A 22,656-nucleotide genomic window follows, 5' to 3' on the forward strand; every position below is an offset into this window, starting at 1 on the left:
AAAATATAAATACAATTCACAAATATATTTGAAACTCTTGATTTGAAAAGATACTAAAATGTCAAAACGTAATAAAAAAACACCACAAATGTATCAAACTTCAAATTTCGCTGTAAAATCTTATAAATTTGACGTTTCCCTTTGAATTCAGGAAAGAACAATATACTTTTATGGATTAAATGTCATACTAAAAATGAAGTCATCCTTATATCTTTTTTTACTGTTAGTTATCTTATTTTCTTCTTTTAAAAATCACGAAAAAGAAAAACCAACTACTGTTTCTTTCAAAATAACTGAAAATCATGCTGACAGAGACTCACTTGTTGCCTACGCAAAAAAATATTTGGGAACTCCTTATGTATATTCTGGCAATGATCCAAAAAAAGGATTTGACTGCTCTGGTTTTGTGAGTTATGTTTTCAAAAACTATGGTGTGACTTTACCAAGAAGTTCCAGCGAATATAAAAATATCGGAATTAAATTAAATCCAGAAGAATTTAAAGTTGGTGATATTTTGATTTTTTATGGTTACAAAGATAAAACCATTATTGGCCACCTCGGAATTATTTGTGAAGCCAATGGCATGCAGTCAAAATTTATTCACGCCTCGTCAGGAAAGGCACAATGCGTAACAATCACTTCGCTCGATACAGAACATTATACGAACCGTTTTTATAAATGCATTGATGTTTTAAATAGATAATTTTTTGCCACGAATTTCACAAATTTTCACAAATTATTTTTTAGTCTTGAGTATAAAATTTGGGCGAATTTGTGTAATTCGTGGCGAACATAAATTTATTCTTCCGTCAATAATTTAAGCAGACTTTCGTCTCTTTGGTAAACATCTTTATAGAAATTCATCTGACCTTTTCTGTCAACCCACGCGGTGAAATATCCAATATAAACTGGAACTTTCTTTTTTAAGCTAACCCAATTTTCTTTTCCTGCATGCATTGCTTTATCAATTCGAGCTGGAGTCCATTGCGGATCATTTTTTAATAATTCGATCGCCAATTCACGAGGTTTTGCCACGCGCACACAACCGTGGCTGAACGCCCTGCTTTCTCTTTCAAATAAACTTTTTGCTGGCGTATCATGCAAATAGATATTGCTTGAATTTGGAAACAAAAACTTCACTAAACCCAATGAATTGTTTTTTCCCGGAAGCTGACGAACGGCGCCATTATTCCATTCTAGATTCTTCTTTTGCAAATAGTTTTTATCTCTTGCCATTCCCGGTTTGATTTCTGAATTGATAATACTCGTAGGAACATTCCAATACGGACTGAAAACAATATTATTCATCATCCCGCTAAAAATAACTGTTTTCGTCATCGCTTTTCCAACCACGACTGGCGAAATAAAAGCAATTTTTGCGTCTTCAATTATATACAATCTGAATTCAGGAATATTGACTTCGATGTATTTTTTTCCTTTTTCCAATTCAGGATCAATCCATCTGCAACGCTCCATATTGACAATAATGGTTTTGATTCGATCAGAAACCGGAACATTCATTTCTGCAATATGTTCTGGCAGGATTATATTTTTTGGAGTTAATCCGTGATGCAGTTCGTAGTTTTTCAATGCATTAATCAAAACTGTATCGCAAACTGCACTTTTATTATCTTCCTTGATATCTTTGGTAACAAAAAGCCTTTCTCTAATTTGAGCCACTATATTTGATGAATCGCCTAATTTCAAGCTTTTATAATCTTCGCCTGTTTCAATAGTTTTCCAGCCTCCATTTTTTTCAATATCCCGATATTGTTTTAAAACATCTCGAAGCTTATAATATTGACTGAACATTTTGCTTTTGTGGTCATCATTTATAGTCGATTTTTGAAAAATAGAATCGGTCAAGGCTCGGTAATTGAGCTTTTTTCTCGGCAAAAGCCATTCAAGCGAAATACTAGTTTTTTCGTCAACGCCCGAATATACTTTTTCAGCATAATAGAAATACAAATTTGAAATCATTAAATCTGTGCTTTCTTTAGAAAGTTTATTATCAGTATTACTTTCAAAAACAGCATTGATTTCTTTATAAGGAAAATTTGCTTTTAAGCCTTCTTCTTCCAAACCTTTGTATTTATTGAATAAAGTATGCGCAAACTCATCGATGCCCTTATTATCCTGCCATAATTGAGTTGATTTGTTTTTGTTGTATAAGGCAAAAACCTCATCTTGAAATTTGGCCAATTTCGGGTAAGTTGCATAAAAAGACGCAATTTTTGAACTATCAATTGTTAGATGAAGTTCAGGAATTTCAACTTTGGCTTTTATTTGATTTTCTTCTTTTTTATCCCCTTTTGAATTACATGAAACAATAGCAAAAAGGCTAACGGCGGCAATAAACTGATACCAGATTTTCATAATAAAATTTTTAATAAAAATAGAAAAGTTTTCATAAAAATAAACTTTTCCAAAATGATTTTTTTGACAAATCTCCAATCCAGAAACAAACAAAAAAAGCCCCAAATACAGCATGTATTTGAGGCTTACGATATAACCAACCTATTAAAATTCAATTAAATAACAGTTCCTTTTAAAGTCAGAACTTTTGGAGTTGTTTCAGCACTTGTTGTAACCGTCACCGTTTTTGTAAAAGCGCCTTTGTTTGCTGCATTATATGTTGCAGTAACTTTGGCTGTTTTTCCTGGTTGAATTGGCTCTTTTGTATAATCTGTCGCAGTACAACCGCAAGATCCTTGCACATTTGTGATTACAACTGCTGTTTTTCCTGTGTTTTTGAATTCGTAAACAATTGCTTTTGGAGTTCCTTGCGGAATTTGTCCAACATCGATTGTTTCAGCTTTCCAAACAATTGTTGAAGCTGTTTCTACAATTTTAGTTTCTGAAACTAATGATTTTACTGGCGCAACAGCTGAGAAAGACATTAAACCTAATGCCAAAGCTAACATGGAGATTTTGATCATTTTCATAGTTAAATATTTTTAGTGATTTATAGTTCTAAATTTGTATTTCAAAAGTATTTCAGAATAAATCAAATCGCTGTTAACCGCTTTCAAATCTTTGTTAACGACTTGTTAAGGAGTGTTTTTAAGCATAAATTTGATTAATATTACACTTTTAAAATGCCATTTTTCTTGAAAATAAACAGACTCAATAGTATCATCCTTCTCGGATTAATTGCCATTATTAGCATCTTGGTAGCGCAATTGCTTTGGACAAAAGAGGCTTTTACATTGGAACAAAAAAAGCTGAGCCAAAAGGCTCACATTGCCTTGCTTGAAGTTTCCCGCAAATTGTATGAAGGAACAGATCATGAACATTCTTGCCAAAATCCCGTCCAAAAAATTTCGAACGATTATTATATTGTCAACATCGAGAATGATTTTGAACCTGATATTTTAGAATTTTATCTGAAATCCGAATTCAAAAAAATGAACATCACAACCGATTTTGAATATGCGATGTACAATTGCCAGAGCGATGAAATGGTTTATGGCGATTATGTTTCTTTATCCAAAAAAGGAAAACAAAACAAAACCGTATATTTCCCGAAACATAAAAATCTGGTTTATTATTTCGCTGTTCGTTTCCCAAATGAAACGACGTATTTGTTTAGTTCAATGCGTTTTTGGTTTGTACTTTCTACAGCGCTAATTTTGATTTTGCTCATTTATGTGTATTCTATTTTCAAGCTTTTACAGCAAAAAAAATACTCCGAGCTTCAGAGAGATTTCATCAATAATATGACGCATGAATTTAAAACGCCATTGTCATCGATTTTGATTGCTTCGAAATATTTAATTGAGCAAAATCCAATCAAAGAAGATAAAAAACTACACACTTATACCGATATTATTATCAACCAGAGCAATAAACTGAATAGTCATATCGAAAAGATTTTGAATATTGCAAAGTCAGATTATGCGCCTTTGGAAATAAAAAAAGAAACTGTTTTAATTGTTCCGATTATCGAAGAAACGATTGAAAACATTCAATTAAAATATCCCGAAGCTTCTATTAAAATTGAAACGACTTCGGCAGATTATAAAATCGAAACAGACGTTTTCCATTTTAATAACTTGGTTTACAATTTGCTCGATAATGCCGTAAAATACTGTACAGACAAACCAGAAATTTTAGTTCAGATTACACAGCAAAACCAAACCCTAAAATTGGCTTTTATTGATAACGGAATTGGAATTCCTGTTAAAAACATTTCTTTTATCTTTGATAAATTTTATCGCGTAAAAAACGAGAAAAGTAATGAATTAAACGGTTTTGGACTTGGTTTATATTATGTAAAAGAAATCTGCAATCTTTTGAACTGGAAAATTAAAGCCGAAAACAATCAAGAAAAAGGCATCACTATAACTTTATCAATTCCTTATAAAAAATGAAACAATTCAAGATACTTTATACCGAAGATGATGAAACTTTAGCGTTTTTGACCAAAGACAATTTGGAACAAAACAACTATAATGTTGTGCATTGTTCTGACGGGCAATCTGGTTTGCAAAACTTCAAAAAAGAAAAATTCGACATTTGTATTTTTGATATCATGATGCCCAAAATGGACGGTTTTGATTTAGCCACCGAAGTCAGAAAATTAAATACTGATGTTCCGATTATTTTCCTTTCGGCAAAAACACTAAAAGAAGACCGAATCAAAGGCTTGCGTTTGGGCGCCGATGATTATTTGGTAAAGCCTTTCAGCATTGAAGAATTGCTTTTGAAAATTGAAATTTTCTTAAAGCGTTCGCAGAAAAATGTTCCGCTTGAAAAATCGGTTTATGAAATTGGAAAGTATAATTTTGACACCAACAATTTTATTCTTTTTAACGAAGATGAAAAAATAAGTCTGACGCAGCGCGAAGCTGAGTTGCTGAAACTTTTTCTGGACAACAAAAATTTAGTTTTAAAAAGAGAACAAATCTTGACCGCACTTTGGGGAACTGACGATTATTTTATGGGTCGAAGCCTGGATGTTTTTATTTCGCGCCTCCGCAAAATTTTGGTAAACGAAAAAGATATTTCTATTGAAAACCTGCACGGAATAGGGTTTCGTTTTTCTATTGCGTAGTAATCGTATCCTACCAAATTAACACCACAGAACGACAACGTTTTGTCATTCCGACGAAGGAGGAATCTCCGCGACGTTATTCCGCATAGTTTTCGCAATCTTTGGCGAGCTACTTGTGGAGATTCCTCCTTCGTCGGAATGACAATACTAACTGTTGAAACTTGGATAGCTTGAAATATCAAATCTTCCTAATATTCCAAAAAGTCTAAATTTGGATTCATTGTTTTTACCAATGCAATTTTCTTTTCTCTTCTCCATCCTTTTAATTCTTTTTCCCTGGCAATCGCTTCTTGAATCCACGTAAATTTTTCATAGTAAACCAAAAACTCTACATTGTATTTTGAGACAAATGTCTTTTTCTCCAACAAAATATTTTCTTTGTGTGTTAATAATCTTTTTTTAAGATTATTTGTAACATCGATATAAAAAACAGATTTCGCCTTGTTTGTAAGAATATAAATGAAATAAGTATGAAAACCTTCTTGTAAATACATAAACTCAAAAATAACAATTCCATTAAAAATAAAGAAAAATCTGTAAATGGATTTTGAAAAATCTTTGTATTTTTAAGTTCTAATTTTGTCAGATATGAAAATACATCATTTGCGAAATGCGACTTTAGTAATTGAAACAGAAAAACATGTAATTCTGGTTGACCCAATGTTGGGAAAAAGAAAAACAATCCCGCCATTTACCATCTTTCGTTATAAGCCAAAAAGAAATCCGCTGGTTGCATTGCCAAAAAACAGCAGAGAAATTTTGAGCAAAGTAACGCATTGCTTAATTACGCATTTACATCCAGATCATATTGACAAAGCCGGAGAGGTTTTTTTAAGACGAAAAAGCATAGCGGTTATTTGCAGCTCAAAAGACGAAAAAGAACTTTCAAAAAGAGGGCTAAATATTGTACAAACGCTTAATTATTGGGAACCTCAGCATTTTCTTGACGGAAGAATTATAGGAATTCCGGCGCTCCATGGTTACGGATTCATTGCAAAACTTATGGGTAGTGTAATGGGTTTTTATATTGAGCTTGCTGATGAAAAATCGGTTTACATAAGTTCTGACACTATTTTTACCAATGATGTTCAAAAAGCATTAATCGAACTTAAACCAGATATCGCAACCGTTGCCTGCGGAACCGCCAGACTTGATTTTGGACAGCCGTTATTAATGCGAATGAACGATATTTTGAAATTTGCTGCGCTTGCTCCAGGAAAAGTTTTTGCTAATCATCTGGAAGCCTTAAATCATTGCCCTACAACTCGTGAAGAATTAAAGAAAGCACTTTCGGAAAATGATTTGTTATCTAAAACTGCAATTCCAGCCGATGGAACTTTGGTTGAATATTAATTTGAAAATAAAAATCTCATTTTAGATTTCTTTATTTTGAGGATATCATTTTAATACTATATTTGGTTTGCGAACCAAATATAGTATTAAAATGGACGATTTTTTAAGAAAATTACAATTAATTAAAGACATTACGATTCAATTACCCATTTCAAAAATCGATTTTATTCAAAAATTCAGAAATCACGTTGATCAATCTGATTTAGGGTTTAGTCCTTTTGAAGTTTTTGAATCCAGCAGAAATGAATACAAAGGCAATATTTCCAACAACATCTTTGAACTTAAAAAAAGAAGGAAATTGTTTGATACCAATTATTCATTTGCAAAAGTAATTGGCCAGTTTTCTGAAAATAGCAATCATTTGAACATAAACGCCGAGATTCGTGGCTTTAGAAAAAGAATGCTTTTCTTGGTAGGGATGTTGCTGCTATTTTATTCTATTTTTATTATAGCTTCATTCTTTACTCCCAGTGGAGATTCTGGACCTGGAGCCTATTTTTTTCTTCCTTTTATTTTATTCCATATGTCTTTAATGTTAGGAATTCCCTATTTTATTATCAGACGAAGTGTAAAAAGAATGATTTATGATTTAGAAAGAGATCTTCATTATTGGGCAACCAAAAATTAATTGTTGCTTTTAAAGAACAAGCAATCCAAATTCTCTCAGCGTGTTTACAGGTTTTGAATACCAAAACAATTCAAAATCCTCTAATTGCATTTCAAAGTCATTTTTTACTTCCTGGAAAGTATAATTTTTGGAACCTGAAACCGAAATATTTGTCAAAATCGAAAGCAACCATTCGCCTTCATCTTTGCTGGTTTGAATGGTAAAGCTTTCTTTTTTGTCATGAAAAGTCAACGACATCATTTCCCAGCTTCTTCCTTTTTTTGATTTTGTGAAAATTTCTGCAGAAGGTTTTCCTCCCAACCAAACAACTTTTGCGTTTGGTTTTGTATTGAATTCATTCTGCTCTTCTAAAGCATTGAAAATAAAATCGGGATGGATTTTTGTTTTCGGAATTTTAAAATCAAACCAATCTTGGAGTTCATAGTCAAAACAAATTCCGTGCATGAAATTGAAAAGTGATTTCTTTAATCCGAAACTGAATTTGTCGTGATTGATTCCTGTAGAATCATGGTATTCAATATCATTATTAGCAAAAGTTCCAATTGCTTCAGTTTTTTTGGTCACGCCAAATTTCTCTGGATACAATCCAACTGGGCTGTGCGCCGTCAAAGCAAACTGATGCCAAAATCCCGATTGCAAAACGCCAGCTTCAAACAATTGGCGAACCATTTCAAGGCTGTCAACAGTTTCCTGAATCGTTTGTGTAGGATATCCGTACATTAAATACGCATGCACCATAATTCCGGCTTCGGTAAAATTACGCGTCACTTTTGCAACTTGCTCAACCGTAACACCTTTATCAATTAATTTCAAAAGTCTATCTGACGCGACTTCTAAACCTCCGGAAACTGCAATGCATCCGGAAGCTTTCAATAATAAACATAAATCTTTCGAAAAACTTTTTTCAAAACGAATATTCGTCCACCAAGTTACAGCGAGTTTTCGCTTTAAAATTTCGAGAGCTACTGCACGCATTAATGCAGGTGGCGCGGCTTCATCAACAAAATGAAAACCATTTTGACCTGTTTGTGTTATCAATTCTTCCATTCGATCACAAAGCAAACTTGCGGCAACGGGCTCATAAACTTTGATGTAATCTAATGAAATATCGCAAAATGTACATTTCCCCCAGTAACAGCCGTGCGCCATCGTCAGTTTATTCCAGCGTCCGTCGCTCCACATTCTATGCATTGGATTTACAATTTCAATGACCGAAATATATTTGTCTAAAGACAAATCTGAATAATCTGGAGTTCCAACTTGCGATTGTTTGTAATCGTGTTTTAACGAATTGTTTTTGTAAACGACTTCTCCATTTTCTAATAAAAAAGTTCTTTTATAACGCTTCTCGACTTCGCTCGAAGTGGCAGAATTTGGGTTTTCTAAATTGAAAATTAATTCTTCAATTGGTACTTCTCCATCGTCCAGAGTAATAAAGTCAAAAAACTCAAAAACACGTCTATCTGAAAGTGAACGCAATTCGGTATTTGGGAAACCGCCACCCATCGAAATTTTGATTTGAGGATGATGTTGTTTTACCCATTGTGCACATCGAAACGCACTATATAAATTTCCTGGAAACGGAACTGAAATTAAAAATAAGGTTGGTTTTACCGCTTCAATTTTAGTTTTTAAAAGCGAGATTAAAATTGAATCAATATAAGTTGGTTCTTTTTGAAGTTCCAAATATAATTCGTCAAAAGAATTGGCACTTCGGCCTAAACGTTCTGCGTATCGGCTGAAGCCAAAATTCTCATCGACACATTCTACAATAAAATCTGAAATGTCTTCAAGATACAAAGTGGCTAAATGCTTTGCTTTGTCTTGGGTTCCCATTGTTCCAAAAGCCCAATCGAGTTCTTCCAATTGTGCAAAGCGAGAAGCTTCGGGCAAGAAATCTTCCTGACAAATCTGCAAGGCCAAAGTTGGATTTTTCCCTTGCAGAAACTGAATTACAGGATCTATAGTTTTAATGTATTCATCCTGTAAAGCAAAGATTCTTTTGGAGTTATCTGAAATTTCGTTTCCAACAACCTCTAACTTGAAACTTGAAACCTGAAACAAATCTAAAAGTCCTTTTTTCGAAAACAATTCCAAAATCACATCAATACCCAAATCAGCCTGAACTGATTCAATATTTTTGGTATTCAAAAAACCTTTTATATACGCCGTTGCTGGATACGGAGTATTCAGTTGCGTAAAAGGCGGCGTAATGACAAAAAGCTTTGTTTTCAAAGGGAATTATTTTTCTGCAAAAATACGGGTTATTGAGGACTTTTTCAGGAAAAGATTTTCCTGCTAGACGATTTGAGTTTTTAACTTGGTTTTGTAGATATTTAATTACATTTGCGCCAATGCAAATCAGTTTAAATGAATCAAAAACTACTTTTAATTTTCTTTTTAGTTGGTACCCAATTATTTTCTCAAAATAAAAACCAATCTATTGGTTTCAAAGAGAATAAAGGCCAGATTGTGGATCAAAAAGGGAAATCGAATACTTCGGTTTTATACTTGCTAAATTCCAACGGGTTAAATGTCCAATTGAAAAAAAATGGCTTTTCTTATGATATTTATGAAGTAAAAAAGATTCCAGCAACAGAACCTAAAGATCCTAGAAATGAACGAGAACTTTCTTCGCATTATAATGGCACCAAAAAAGAAGAACAAGAAAATTTTAATTTAGAATATACTTTTCATCGAATTGATATTGACTTTGTAAATTCAAATTCTAAAGTTGAATTAATTGCCGAGCAAAAATCAACTGATTTTGACAACTATTATAATGTTCCAAACAAACCCGAAGGAGTTCTCGGTGTTTATCAATTCAAACAAATTACTTATAAAAACATTTATCCAAACATTGATGTTGTTTTTTCAATTCCTGCTGACCCTCAGAAAACCGTTGAGTATAATTTCGTAATTCATCCGAAAGGGAAAATCTCAGATATTCAATTAAAATTCAATGGCGCTGAAACAGATTTGGTTGACAATAAAATCCAAATGAATGTTCGTTTTGGGAAAATGGAAGAAACATTGCCTGCAAGCTGGATTGAGGATGGCGGAAACAAAAAAGAGATTGAAGTTGGATACATCAAGGTCAAAAAAAATGTTTACGGATTTAGTTCTTCTAATGCTGTAAATGGAAAAACTATTGTTATTGATCCGGTTCCAATAAGGCTTTGGGGGACATATTATGGTGGAAATGGTGGTGATTATTCAGCAGGTATTTGTAATGATCTAAACAATAATGTTTACTTTTCAGGATACACAAGAAGCACAATAAACATTGCTACAGTTGGCTCACTTCCAGAATCAACTTACAGCACTTATTATCATGGATACGGATATGTAACAAAATTTGATCAAAATGGAGTTAGAATTTGGGGAACTTATTATCCTGTTATTCCCTCAACCATAAAAGTAGATGCAACTGGAAATTTATATTTTACCGGAACCGAATTAGTAGATGCAAGCAATGTTACAACTCCTTCTTCACACCAACCTTTTACAGAAATGTACGATTATTCAACCGCATATCTTGTAAAATTGAATCCTTCAGGAGTTCGAGAATGGGGTACCTATTATGGGGCAGGAAATTTTGATTATGCAAACGATTTATGCATAGATGCAATGCAAAATGTTTACATTGTAGGAAGAACAGAAAGCTCAAGTAAAATTGCAACCAGTGGCAGTTATCAGCCGACTCATGCTGCAGGTTATCTTGACAGCGATGGTTTTATTGCAAAGTTTAATCCTCAAGGAGCACGAATTTGGGGAACCTACTTTGGCGGAACTGAAAATGATGACATCAAGTCATGCAATATTTCTGATGATGGCTTTTTGTATGTAACGGGACACACTGCGAGCAGTACTGGCATTTCAACACCTGGTTCATACGAACCAACTATGATTGGTTATGGATCCTCAATGATTGCCAAATTCACATTAGATGGCATGAGAGTTTGGGGAAGTTATTGCAATGGAGCAAGATTCTCAACATTAACTAAATCCGTAACAAAAGGAAACTTTTTATATTTAATTGGCACAACGGACTCTCATACTAATCTTATGAGTGCTAATACTTTTAATCCTACTTTTCAAACCTCTTCATTTCGGCTTGGGTACAATTTTAATAGCTATGTTATTAAATTAGACCTTACTACTCAAAAACAAGTATGGGGAACTTACTTTGGTGAAATTATTCAAGATATTGTTGTTAATTCAAAAAACAAAGTCATAATTGAAGGAGTTACTGATTTACGCGACGGAATTGCAACACCAGGTGCATACTCCACAGTCCCTCAATATGACGATGCTTATATGATAAAACTTGACGAAAACGGACAAAGAGAATGGGGAACCTACTATGGCGGGAATTTTAGTGAAGGAATTAACGGTGCCGCAGATGTAAACAACAAAATATCATTAGATCAATTAAACAATATCTATTTAGTAGGAAATACACAAAGTTCAAAGGGAATTTCAACACCAGGAGCCCATCAAGAAAATTACACATTGAATTCAGTGGGTGGTTTATATAATGTTTACCTTGCGAAATTCCAAGACTGTCTTTCTAATCCTCAAGCCTCAAGTAATTCACCAGTTTGTATTGGCAAAACACTGGAACTTAAAGCGTCTGGCGGAACCAATTATTCATGGACTGGACCAAACGGGTTTACATCAACAGATCAAAACCCACCAATCTTGAATGCAACGGCTATTAACAGTGGCGAATACAGCTGTACCATAACGGGAACTGGCGGTTGTGATGATACAAAGAAAATTAAGGTTGTTATAGGCGACATAGAAGCTCCTGTTCCTGGTTTAGCAACGCTTCCAACAATAAGTGGCGATTGTAATACAAAAGTAACAACAATTCCAACGGCTAATGACGTTTGCGCAGGACTAATCAACGCAACGACAACAAGTCCGTTGTCTTATGCTTTACCGGGAACTTATACGATTGTATGGAATTATAACGATGGGAACGGAAATTCATCTACGCAAAACCAAATTGTAACCATAACAAGTCAGCCATTACCAACAGCAAATTCTCCACAAAGTTTTTGTGTGCAGCAAAATGCAAAATTAAGCGACATTATAATTACAGGCCAAAACATAAAATGGTATGATTCCTTGACCGCTGGATTACTATTGCCAAGCACGACACTACTTCAAAATGGAAAAACTTATTATGCTTCACAAACTATTAATGGATGCGAAAGCAATAGAATTCCTGTTACAATTAATATCCAAGTCACTTTAGCTCCAATAGGAAATGCAAATCAGACATTTTGTTCTAGCCAGAACCCAACGATTGCCAATATTCAAATTACTGGAACAGCAATAAAATGGTATGACGCACAAAGTAATGGCTCTTTATTAGCGGAAACGACAAATCTTGTGAACGGAAAAACATATTATGCTTCACAAACTGTAAACAATTGCGAAGGACCGAGATTTGGAATTAGTATTTCGATTGTAAATACTCCGCTCGCTCCTACTGCAAATGCAAATCAGTCCTTCTGTAAAAATGAAAATGCAACTTTAAGCAATATTCAAATTTCTGGACAAAACATAAAATGGTTCGATACTCCAATGTCTGCCTCAACTTTGCCCAATACCACTTTACTGGAAAATAATAGAACGTATTACGCTTCACAAACTATTGGATGCGAAAGCGACAGAACTCCTATTTTAGTTTATATTCATGACACAGCAATGCCTACCGGAAATAGCAGTCAGCTTTTCTGCATTGATGAAAATGCTACAATTGCAAATCTTACTATAATTGGAACAAATATAAAATGGTATGATTCGGCAACAAATGGAATTGTTTTGCCTGAAACCACTTTATTGCAAAACCAAACCTATTATGTAACTCAAACTTTAAATAATTGCGAAAGCCCAAGATTAGCTGTTTCTGTAAAAATTCACGATACGCAAAACCCAATTGTTGATTCACCTCAGATTTTCTGTATTCAGCAAAAAGCAAAAATCAGTGATATCATTATTTCTGGAGAAAATATAAAATGGTTCGAAAGTGCAACTTCAAATATTAGTTTGTCTGAATCAACTTTGCTTGAAAATGGAGTGACCTATTATGCTTCAGAAACTATCAACGGATGTGAAAGCGACAAAATTCCGGTGAAAATCTCGATCCTTGAAGCAACCGCAGGAAATTGCATTAACTTAGTTGATGAACTTCCTTTTCCTAAATTCTTTACGCCAAATGGCGATGGCTATAACGACCACTGGACAATTGATTTTGCCTATTTGGCACCAAATACAGGAATCCGAATATTTGACCGATATGGGAAATTCATTAAAGAACTACATGAAGGCACTGCTTGGGACGGAAATTATCTTGGCCAACAACAACCCGCTTCAGATTACTGGTTTATTGTTACGAGAATAAATGGCAAAGAAATTAAAGGACATTTTAGCTTAAAGAGATAAAAAAATGCCTCGGATCTTTTTTTATTTCCCGAGGCTTCATAATAATTCTATTTAGTTTGTACCAAAAGCCAATTCGAAATTTCTTCTAATGCAATTGGAGAAAAAGTCTGTTCAATGGCTCCATATTCAATTGGAGAACCTGTTTGACATTCTTGAAACAAATGATTTAAATTTGGCAATACTTTTGTCGTCACTTTTTTATTTCCCGATTTCGTCAAAACCCCTTGAATCATCTCTAAATTGATTTCTGCTGGAACTTGCAAATCTTTGCTTCCATTTAATGCCAAAACCGGACATTTGACTTTTTGCAAAAACAAAGCTGGATCAAGTTTTATAAAATTATACATCCAAGGACTTGTAAGTTGAGTCGTCAATGAATTTCTTAAATCATCACTAAAACTAGGATTTGCTTTAAAAGTACTCGTAATATTGCTTTTTAAATTCTCATCATTTGTCGAGCTAGCAACAATTAAATCATATACATCTTTAAAAGCCTTTTGTCCTTTTTGAATTTCGATTTCTGGTATTCCCATTTGTTTTTCTATAGCTTCTTTTTGCAAAAGCAATAATTTATCACCACGTAGTCCAGGTCCAGCCAATAAAACAATACATCTAATATCTTTAGAATTTCCAGCAATAATTGGTGCGATTATTCCTCCTTCGCTATGCCCTATCAAACCAATTTTTTGCTTATTAATTTCTTTTCTAGTTTTTAAATAATCTACTCCAGCTTGAACATCTTTTGCAAAATCGGTTGTTAGCGCACTTTTAAAATCCCCTGTCGACTCACCAGTTCCACGATCATCAAATCGCAAAACAGCGAAACCTTTTTTTGTCAAATAATCGGCTAATACCAGAAAAGGTTTATGCCCAAGAATTTCCTCATCTCTATTTTGTGCGCCACTTCCTGTAATTAAAATTACGGCTGGAAAAATGCCTTCTTTTTTTAGCAAAGACAATGTTCCTGCTAAAGTCACATTATCATTTTTATTCTCAAATTTCACATCTTCTGTATAATACGGATAAGGCTTTTGTGGTTCTTGAGGTCTTACGTTTTGTATATTCCCTTTAGAAAAACTAACATCAAATGATTGTCCATTTTGACTAAATTTTCCAACAATAGTATTATCTGAATTCAATTTTCCTTCATATAAAGCACCCGCAACGGCGATATCTAATTTCAACATTGAATTTTCAAAAGTTGTAGAAGCAACAGGAATTCCCTTAGCCATTTGGTCTGGGCTATCCATAGTCGAAACATAACCTTTATCTGTTTTATTGATATTAATGACAATTCTTAGATTGCCATTTGGGGTTTTTATAGCACCATTCCACTGTCCCGAAATTTCCTGTCCCATAACAAACGAAGAAAATAAAAATGTTAGTATTGCAATTATAATTTTAATCATTGTAAATATTATTAGTTCGAATTTATTCTTTATCATCAAGGCTTTTAAATTTAAAATAGGAATATATCATAGGAATGATTGCTATTGCAACACCAATACCTATAAAAGGTTTAGAGAAAGTAAATCCAGGAAAAATCAAACCTCCCAAAATAATGACAAAACCTGCGGCAAGCCACAACTTTCCAGCAAAAGCATGAGTTGCTTTCCAAACTTGTTGGTTTTCTAAAGTCCAAGGCGTACGAATCCCGATAAAGTAATTAGGTTGTATGACTTTGAAATAATTTCCAAAAATTATTAATAAAATGCCAACCGCTACATAAATCAAATTTGGACTCGAAAAAGATTGATTTTTTGCGATGTAAATAAAAAATGAAGCCATTACCGACATAAACAAGATTAGAAAAAATCGAAGTTGGTAGAATTTTCTCCCCATTAATGAAATTCGTTTTTTAGGATCAATTTTTGAAGCTGCAAGCAACAGGAAATACATTAAAACAGGCAACAGCAAAACCAAAAACAATAAAGCAAACTTGCTTCCCCATTGGTCTATTTCTCCTTTAAAATTCCAATGCACCGGAACTTTTTCAGGAAGACTATTCCATATTAATGCCAGATAAACAAAAGGCGTCAAAACTATTCCAATTATTGGAAGCTCTTTTTTAAATTCTAAATTCATTTTTTATTTCTTAAAGGTTAGTATCCACTGCAAAACATCTTCCATTATGGTGGTATTGATCGAATAAATGATGAATTGCCCGTTTTTTTCGGATGTAATTAAATCGGCTCGTTTTAAAATATCTAAATGATGTGAAATACTAGGTTTAGAAATATTAAACGCATCGGCAATTTCTCCCGCTGTCAAATCTTTCTCTTTCAACAGTTCTAGAATTTCTCTTCGGGTCGCATCATTTAATGCTTTAAAAATCTCGTTCATTATTTATATATTTAGACAAATATCTAAATACTTTTTTAATTAGCAAAAAAAAAAGCGGCAATTTTTGTATTGCCGCTTTTTATATAATTGAAATTAAACTAAAATTTATGCTCGTCTTTACTAATTACTAGTAATGAAATCAATGAAATAAAAGCCGCAATCATTAAATATATACCAACATAACTTACGCTATAAGTTTTAGCCAGCCAAATAGCAATCATTGGCGCAAAAGCCGCACCTAGAATTCCTGCCAAATTAAAAGTCAAAGAAGCACCAGAATAACGAACATTCGTTGGAAACAACTCAGATAAAAAAGTTCCCAGCGGACCATAAGTGAATCCCATTAAAGCCATTCCGATACAAGCAAAAGTGGTTACTAACGTAATATTTCCTGTACTTAAAAAGAATGAAAAGAAAGATCCAAAAACTGCAATCGCAGCTGTCGCCAAAATAAGCATTTTACGACGCCCAATTTTATCAGCAACTAAAGCTGAAACCGGAATGAAAATAGCAAAGAACAATACCGAGAATAATTGTATCAACAATCCATCTCTTTTAACGATTCCTAAGTCTGATGTCGCCCAACTTAACGTAAAAACAGTCATTAAATAGAAAACCAAGAAAGTTGTAATTGCAGCAAAAGTTCCAAAAACCAACTGATTTTTATACGATTTTACCAACTCTAGGAAAGGTACTTTTACTTCTTCTTGTTCTTTTTTAGCACTTTCAAAAGAAGGTGTTTCTGTAATTTTTGTTCGAATGTAAAAACCCACTACAACTAGAAGTGCACTTGCAATAAACGGAATTCTCCAACCATAATTCATAAAATCCTCATTACTCATAGAATCTGTCAGCACCAAAAAAGTGCCACCAGAAAGCAACAAACCAATTGGAGCGCCTAATTGCGGAAACATTCCGTACCAAGCACGTTTATGCGGAGGCGCATTTTCGATCGCGAGCAAAACCGCTCCGCCCCATTCTCCGCCTAAACCAACTCCTTGTCCAAATCGGCACAACATTAATAATAATGGCGCTGCTACACCAATGCTGGCATAACTCGGTAAAAATCCAATTGCAACGGTCGAAATTCCCATCGTCAGTAAAGCAGCAACCAAGGTAAATTTACGCCCAATTTTATCTCCATAATGCCCAAAAAAAGCCGATCCTAATGGGCGAGACAAAAACGCGATTGAAAAAGTTGCCAACGACTGCAAAGTTGCCATCGTAGAATTTGAGCTTGGAAAAAATAATTGAGGAAAAACCAATACCGCTGCATTGGCATAAATATAAAAATCAAAAAATTCAATTGTGGTGCCAATAAGGCTTCCAAAAAGAACATGTTTAAGAGAGTTCTTTTGATTTGGGTTATTTTTCATGTAAAATAGATCTAACTTTTTTTGATTACAAAAGTATAGTTTCATTACTAATAATTCATGTTTAATCAAAATAGTTTTAACACAATAATTACTTTTTAACAAATTTCATGTGTTTTATGTTTTTCAAGTTTTTATTTCGAATAAAATTAAAAACTTGATTTTTAAGGACTTTAATAATCGTTAACAAAAAATCAAATCATAAGCTATCGTTAAAAACATTTTTAACTGTATATTTTCATTAAATTTACAGCTATCAAAAATAAATCTAAAATTATGCCTACCGACTGTATCAGCTATCAAACCTCAGGATATTTCTCTGCCTTGATACAAGATTATTTAGATCAAAAACCAGCATTACAATCTTTATATAACAATTTTCCAACTTTGGAAAATTTCGAAAAACAAATCCAGGAAAAGCAATCCAATTTTGATAATAAAAACCGAATTCCTTTGGTTTCAACTTTAAAAAAGCAATATCAAAATATTGAGATTTCAGATTCAACAAAACAAAATATTGAGCTTTTAGCACTCGAAAATACTTTTACCATTACAACTGGACATCAGCTGAATTTATTTAGCGGACCTTTATATTTCTTGTACAAAATCATTTCGACAATTAACTTGACGAAAGAATTAAAATCAAAATATCCCTCAAATAATTTTGTTCCGATTTATTGGATGGCTACGGAAGATCATGATTTTGAAGAAATTAATTATTTCAATTTTAAAGGGAAAAAATTCAGATGGAACAAAGAAAGCACTGGTCCGGTTGGCCGACTTTCAACTGAAGGTTTAGCTGAATTTTTAGAAATATATTCCCTAGAATTAGGATCAAGCACAAATGCAAATACACTAAAAAAGCTTTTTGAAGACGCTTATTTAAAACATGATAATTTGGCTAACGCAACACGTTTTTTAGCCAACAGTTTATTTGCAAATCACGGACTAGTTATTTTAGATGCTGATGATGCTGACTTGAAAAAAGCATTTATTCCGTTTGCCAAAGAAGAATTAGAGCAAAACACTTCATATAAAGCAGTTCAAAAAACAATTGAATCACTAAAAGATTATACTGTTCAGGTAAATCCGCGCGAAATCAATTTATTTTATATCGAAGATGATTTGCGTGAAAGAATCATTTTTGAAAATGACAAATACCATGCAAACAATACCAAAATTGCTTTTTCAAAAGATGAAATATTCAAATTGCTAGAAAGCAATCCAGAGAAATTCAGCCCAAATGTAATCATGCGTCCATTATACCAGGAAATTATTCTTCCAAATTTATGCTACATTGGCGGAGGCGGAGAAATTGCATATTGGCTGGAATTGAAATCCTTTTTTGATGCCGTAAACATTACTTTCCCAATGCTCTTGGTTCGAAATTCAGTGCTTTTGGCGACCGAAAAACAAACCAAAAAAGCAGATAATTTAAATTTAAGCTGGAAAGATTTATTTACAAAACAAGAGAATTTAGTAAATACGATTACGCATAAAATTTCTGCCTTTCCAATTGATTTAACTCCTCAAAAAGAAGCATTGAAAACACAATTTGAATATCTTTACAACTTAGCCAATCAAACTGACAAGTCTTTTTCGGGAGCTGTAAAAGCCCAGGAAGTAAAGCAAACAAAAGGTTTAGAAAATTTAGAAAAACGCCTATTAAAAGCACAAAAAAGAAAATTAAACGATCAATTACAACGCGTAATCGATTTACAATGCGAACTGTTCCCAAACAACAGCTTGCAAGAGCGCCAAAGCAATTTTTCTGAATTTTATCTTGAGAAAGGCGAACAATTAGTACCGCTTTTATTGCAAAAACTGAAACCTTTAGAAATGAATTTTAATATTATAACAATTTAAAATAGTTTGCCACGAATTACACGAATTGTTTTTTTGCTTTTTTGCGAATAGAAATTAGTGTAAATTCGTGTAATTCGTGGCAAAAAAAATATATAATAATTCTTGAGGACCAAATAACCACCTATCTTCTCAAAATTATTGTTTCATAAACCAAATAGCGATTTTTAAAATTATTAACTAACCTATTTACCCAAAACCAATGGTAAAAGAACGCTTAATTTCGCTAGATGTCTTTCGCGGACTCACAATTTTATTAATGACAATCGTCAACAATCCCGGAGACTGGGGAAATGTTTACCCGCCACTGCTCCACGCCGAATGGAATGGTTGCACGCCAACCGATTTAGTTTTTCCATTTTTTGTTTTCATAATGGGAGTTGCTGTTCCACTGGCAATGTCTGATAAATTTTACGACGGCACTACTTTCAACAAAATCTTGATTCGTTCCCTACGAATGCTTTGTTTGGGAATTTTCTTCAACTTCTTCGGGAAAATTCAGCTGTTTGGACTTGAAGGGATTCCGCTTTTAATTGGGCGTTTGGCAATAACTATTGCCGTTGGATATGCTTTAATGGGAAGTTTTAGCTCAAAAATCAAAAATATTTTAGCCTTTTCGATTCTGTTTATTTACGTGTTTCTTGCTTACAGTGGAATCGAAGCTTATGCAGATGTAAGACTTCCGGGAGTTCTACAAAGAATTGCTGTTGTTTATTTTATCGTTTCCCTTTTGTATTTAATAACTTCGCAGAAAACTCAAATCATTACTGGAGCAATTTTACTATTAGGCTATTGGGCCATTATGACTTTAACTCCTGTTCCCGGAATTGGCGAAGCTAATCTTGACAAAGGAACAAATCTTGCCGCTTGGCTGGATGGCGTTTTATTAAAAGGCCACATGTATCGAGGCACTGTAACTTGGGATCCGGAAGGAATTTTAAGCACAATTCCGTCAATCGTAAACGGAATCATTGGATTATTGGTTGGAAAGCTTTTGCTTTTTGATATAACTAAAATTCAAAAAGCCCAGAAAATGGGAATTGCAGGAACGGTACTTATATTTTTAGGGCTAATTTGGGATCTTGTTTTCCCGATCAACAAATCAATCTGGACCAGCAGTTATGTTTTATACACAACCGGATTAGCAACTGTATTCTTGACGGTATTATACTTAATTATAGATATTGCAGCTTACAAAAAAGGCTTCAAACTGTTTTTGATTTGGGGAGTAAACCCAATGATTGTGTTTTTCACTTCGCAAATTATTCCGCAGGCTTTAATAATGATTGAGTTTCAAAATCCACATAAAACTTCAGAAAAAATCAATTTACTGAATTACCTGTACAGCTTTTGGATTGCACCGTTTTTCAGCAACCCAATGACCGCTTCGCTTGCTGGCGCACTGGTTTACGTGTGTATTTGGACTTTAATTTTGTGGATTTTCTATAGAAATAAATTAATATTCAAAGTGTAATTTTTCAACCAAATATGTAGAGACGCACAGCAGTGCGTCTTTTTTTTATTTCAAAATCAACTTTGTGTTAGATGCACTACTGTGCATCTCTACATAATACGGTTTCACAAAAGGCTTTTATTGGTTAAAACATCATTCTACACTATTTTAATTATGAATTTATTAAAATCAATTCATAAAAAAAGTCTACTTTTGCACAAAATTTAAAAAGCACAATAAAATGGCAACAAATAGAACTTTTACAATGATTAAACCAGATGCTGTTGCAAACGGACACATCGGGAATATCTTAGCAATGATTACTAATGGAGGTTTCAAAATCGTTTCATTAAAATTAACTCAATTAACTGTAGCTGATGCAAAAGCATTTTACGCAGTTCACGCAGAAAGACCTTTCTACGGAGAATTAGTTGAATTTATGTCACGCGGACCAATTGTTGCTGCAATTTTAGAAAAAGACAACGCAGTAGAAGATTTCAGAACTTTAATTGGAGCTACAAATCCAGCTGAAGCTGCTGAAGGAACTATTCGTAAAGCATACGCTACTTCAATCGGAGAAAATGCAGTTCACGGATCTGACAGCGACGAAAACGCTGCTATCGAAAGCGCATTCCACTTTGCAGGAAGAGAGCAATTTTAATAAAATAGTTTTCAGTCGCAGTCACAGTTTTCAGTGATTGCCATTCATAAAAAAAATGCTGTTTGTAAACCAAACAGCATTTTTTTTTATTGATCATACCCAAAACAATTAAACAACTCTAAACTTATCTTATTTAAAATTGTTTTACTCTCCTAAATCAACTAAATTCTCTTTTACTCCCAACTTTAGGTTCTCAAAATTTTTATGATAAAAACTAGAAACACAGCCTATACGTTTTCCTTTTTCCAGAATAAATATAGACTCATAATCAGTTCCTTTTGCAGATTCAAACACCGTAGTAAAACCATCTAATTCGGCATTTACATAAACTAAAGGCTTTCCAATCCCAAAATAATGTCGCAATGTAATCTGCTCTTTATTAATTTTTATGCTACATGCTCTAACTCTTAAAATCTTAAACCAAAAGAAACCGACACCCGATAAAAATAAAACAGGAAGAATTACGCTTACATTTGGAGTAAAAAAATACAACCAAATAGTCAATAGAGGCAAGACACTAAAATAAGAAATTAAAATAATTGGAAAAATCTTGAATTTCGATTTTAAATAGCTCATAATACAATACTCTTTAGCACATCAAATCTTATCTCAAAACAACCTCTTTCACCACATCACGCCCTAATTCTTCATTAATCATTTTAACGATTTTTGACTTTCCGTGGCTTAGTTCTTCTCTCAAAACAGCCGAACCTAATTCAACATAAAGCGTGCTTCCCTTCAAAACAACATTTCTGGTATAAGTGTTTACGCCACTTCCCATCAATTGTTTCCAAGCATCACGAACATCAATTTCATCCATTCCAGACTGAAGCTTGTTCGTCTGAATAATTTGCTTCAAAACAGCCCCAATCGTACTTTCGTTATTTAGTCTCTTTGCCATCGTTTAAAATATTAACTGGTCCTGTTTTTTTATAATGATACTCTTTATTTTGGTCATTTTTCACCACAAACTCTTTATCCGAAATCGAAATCAATTCTTCGCTCCACTTCGCATAAGCCGTTTTATAATCCAAAAAAGTTCCCTTATCTGTAAATCTAACCGAAAAATTCTCAAAAGTATTGGTAGTCAGAAAAGTCCCATCCAATTGCGCCATTACTTTCGTCCTCGTTCCTTTTGTTCCTTTAATCTTAAAAAAATCAAAGTTTTCATTCATTCCGTAAGCCTTCTCCTCGCCTTTATCAAAAACAACTTTTTCAATTTCCCAGTAGCCATTAAGTTTTGCAATATCTGCCGGTTTAATCTCCTGTTTGCAACCCACAAACAAAAGTGATAAAACCAAAATCATAAAAGTGTTTTTCATAATAAATATAATATTAATAAGGAGCTGATTCCTGCTGTCCGCTGTATTCCCGATAAACAAAAACTACGGCTAAAAAGCCTTGTTTTTCTAAATCGGGAGATGCCGCTTCCATCAGGGCTAGGGCATCCGTTTTCAAAAGAAAATT

Annotated in this window: 21 protein-coding genes; 9 read left to right on the forward strand and 12 right to left on the reverse strand. The window is 33.5% G+C overall.

Annotated elements, in window-relative coordinates:
• Positions 1 to 193 precede the first annotated feature (193 nt).
• A complete protein-coding gene (locus tag SCB73_RS01375) occupies positions 194 to 703 on the forward strand; it encodes a C40 family peptidase (protein WP_320568404.1) in 510 nt (169 codons plus the stop codon).
• Positions 704 to 798: 95 nt separating this feature from the next.
• Here SCB73_RS01375 and SCB73_RS01380 read toward each other — a convergent pair whose 3' ends face one another.
• A complete protein-coding gene (locus SCB73_RS01380) occupies positions 799 to 2,376 on the reverse strand; it encodes a L,D-transpeptidase family protein (protein ID WP_320568405.1) in 1,578 nt (525 codons plus the stop codon).
• Between the two features lie 155 nt (positions 2,377 to 2,531).
• On the reverse strand, positions 2,532 to 2,945 hold the full coding sequence (locus SCB73_RS01385; protein WP_320568406.1) for a DUF1573 domain-containing protein: 414 nt from the start codon (positions 2,943 to 2,945) through the stop codon (positions 2,532 to 2,534).
• 165 nt (positions 2,946 to 3,110) lie between these two features.
• Here SCB73_RS01385 and SCB73_RS01390 point away from each other — a divergent pair, with 165 nt between their 5' ends.
• Together SCB73_RS01390 and SCB73_RS01395 are read left to right on the forward strand one after the other, a co-directional pair.
• Entirely contained in the window at positions 3,111 to 4,373 is a 1,263-nt protein-coding gene (locus SCB73_RS01390) for a sensor histidine kinase (protein WP_320568407.1), read from the forward strand.
• Positions 4,370 to 5,056, forward strand: coding sequence for a response regulator transcription factor (locus SCB73_RS01395; RefSeq protein ID WP_320568408.1), 687 nt, complete (start codon positions 4,370 to 4,372; stop codon positions 5,054 to 5,056). Before SCB73_RS01390 ends, SCB73_RS01395 begins: the two co-directional genes overlap by 4 nt.
• 188 nt (positions 5,057 to 5,244) lie before the next feature.
• On the opposite strand, the gene SCB73_RS01400 is transcribed toward SCB73_RS01395, so the two are convergent.
• Positions 5,245 to 5,550 (reverse strand): GIY-YIG nuclease family protein, encoded by a 306-nt coding sequence (locus SCB73_RS01400; RefSeq protein WP_320568409.1) that lies wholly within the window; start codon positions 5,548 to 5,550, stop codon positions 5,245 to 5,247.
• Between the two features lie 94 nt (positions 5,551 to 5,644).
• Here SCB73_RS01400 and SCB73_RS01405 point away from each other — a divergent pair, with 94 nt between their 5' ends.
• Both SCB73_RS01405 and SCB73_RS01410 read left to right on the forward strand, forming a co-directional pair.
• Complete coding sequence (locus SCB73_RS01405) at positions 5,645 to 6,409, forward strand: MBL fold metallo-hydrolase (RefSeq protein ID WP_320568410.1); 765 nt, start codon at positions 5,645 to 5,647, stop codon at positions 6,407 to 6,409.
• A 91-nt stretch (positions 6,410 to 6,500) separates the two neighbouring features.
• Positions 6,501 to 7,037, forward strand: coding sequence for a hypothetical protein (locus SCB73_RS01410; protein ID WP_320568411.1), 537 nt, complete (start codon positions 6,501 to 6,503; stop codon positions 7,035 to 7,037).
• Between the two features lie 9 nt (positions 7,038 to 7,046).
• Here the strand turns inward: SCB73_RS01410 and SCB73_RS01415 are convergent, their stop codons facing one another.
• Positions 7,047 to 9,272, reverse strand: a complete 2,226-nt coding sequence (locus SCB73_RS01415) for a B12-binding domain-containing radical SAM protein (protein WP_320568412.1) — start codon at positions 9,270 to 9,272, stop codon at positions 7,047 to 7,049.
• A gap of 135 nt (positions 9,273 to 9,407) precedes the next feature.
• On the opposite strand from SCB73_RS01415, the gene SCB73_RS01420 reads away from it, so the two are divergent.
• Positions 9,408 to 13,496 carry a DUF7948 domain-containing protein gene (locus tag SCB73_RS01420; protein WP_320568413.1) on the forward strand — a complete coding sequence of 1,363 codons (4,089 nt, stop codon included), beginning with the start codon at positions 9,408 to 9,410 and terminating at the stop codon, positions 13,494 to 13,496.
• A gap of 47 nt (positions 13,497 to 13,543) precedes the next feature.
• On the opposite strand, the gene SCB73_RS01425 is transcribed toward SCB73_RS01420, so the two are convergent.
• The 4 genes from SCB73_RS01425 to SCB73_RS01440 form a co-directional block, all read right to left on the reverse strand.
• Positions 13,544 to 14,905 carry an alpha/beta hydrolase family protein gene (locus tag SCB73_RS01425; RefSeq protein WP_320568414.1) on the reverse strand — a complete coding sequence of 454 codons (1,362 nt, stop codon included), beginning with the start codon at positions 14,903 to 14,905 and terminating at the stop codon, positions 13,544 to 13,546.
• Between the two features lie 22 nt (positions 14,906 to 14,927).
• Positions 14,928 to 15,581 (reverse strand): SdpI family protein, encoded by a 654-nt coding sequence (locus tag SCB73_RS01430; RefSeq protein WP_320568415.1) that lies wholly within the window; start codon positions 15,579 to 15,581, stop codon positions 14,928 to 14,930.
• A gap of 3 nt (positions 15,582 to 15,584) precedes the next feature.
• Positions 15,585 to 15,839: an autorepressor SdpR family transcription factor gene (locus tag SCB73_RS01435; RefSeq protein WP_132989698.1), complete on the reverse strand. Its 255-nt coding sequence runs from the start codon at positions 15,837 to 15,839 to the stop codon at positions 15,585 to 15,587.
• A gap of 98 nt (positions 15,840 to 15,937) precedes the next feature.
• Positions 15,938 to 17,215 (reverse strand): MFS transporter, encoded by a 1,278-nt coding sequence (locus SCB73_RS01440; protein ID WP_320568416.1) that lies wholly within the window; start codon positions 17,213 to 17,215, stop codon positions 15,938 to 15,940.
• Positions 17,216 to 17,488: 273 nt separating this feature from the next.
• On the opposite strand from SCB73_RS01440, the gene bshC reads away from it, so the two are divergent.
• From bshC to SCB73_RS01455, 3 genes are all read left to right on the forward strand, one after another.
• Complete coding sequence (gene bshC / locus SCB73_RS01445) at positions 17,489 to 19,078, forward strand: bacillithiol biosynthesis cysteine-adding enzyme BshC (protein WP_320568417.1); 1,590 nt, start codon at positions 17,489 to 17,491, stop codon at positions 19,076 to 19,078.
• Positions 19,079 to 19,277: 199 nt separating this feature from the next.
• Positions 19,278 to 20,549, forward strand: a complete 1,272-nt coding sequence (locus SCB73_RS01450; RefSeq protein WP_320568418.1) for an acyltransferase family protein — start codon at positions 19,278 to 19,280, stop codon at positions 20,547 to 20,549.
• 220 nt (positions 20,550 to 20,769) lie between these two features.
• On the forward strand, positions 20,770 to 21,189 hold the full coding sequence (locus SCB73_RS01455; protein WP_012026941.1) for a nucleoside-diphosphate kinase: 420 nt from the start codon (positions 20,770 to 20,772) through the stop codon (positions 21,187 to 21,189).
• Positions 21,190 to 21,333: 144 nt separating this feature from the next.
• Here SCB73_RS01455 and SCB73_RS01460 read toward each other — a convergent pair whose 3' ends face one another.
• From SCB73_RS01460 to SCB73_RS01475, 4 genes are read right to left on the reverse strand one after another with little or no spacing between them, the layout of a single operon-like run.
• Positions 21,334 to 21,765: a hypothetical protein gene (locus tag SCB73_RS01460; RefSeq protein ID WP_320568419.1), complete on the reverse strand. Its 432-nt coding sequence runs from the start codon at positions 21,763 to 21,765 to the stop codon at positions 21,334 to 21,336.
• 28 nt (positions 21,766 to 21,793) lie between these two features.
• Positions 21,794 to 22,090: a DciA family protein gene (locus SCB73_RS01465; RefSeq protein ID WP_320568420.1), complete on the reverse strand. Its 297-nt coding sequence runs from the start codon at positions 22,088 to 22,090 to the stop codon at positions 21,794 to 21,796.
• A complete protein-coding gene (locus SCB73_RS01470) occupies positions 22,071 to 22,511 on the reverse strand; it encodes a hypothetical protein (protein ID WP_320568421.1) in 441 nt (146 codons plus the stop codon). Before SCB73_RS01470 ends, SCB73_RS01465 begins: the two co-directional genes overlap by 20 nt.
• A 13-nt stretch (positions 22,512 to 22,524) precedes the next feature.
• Positions 22,525 to 22,647, reverse strand: coding sequence for a hypothetical protein (locus SCB73_RS01475; protein WP_320568422.1), 123 nt, complete (start codon positions 22,645 to 22,647; stop codon positions 22,525 to 22,527).
• Positions 22,648 to 22,656 lie beyond the last annotated feature (9 nt).

The organism is Flavobacterium sp. KACC 22761 (assembly GCF_034058155.1).
Classification (GTDB): domain Bacteria; phylum Bacteroidota; class Bacteroidia; order Flavobacteriales; family Flavobacteriaceae; genus Flavobacterium.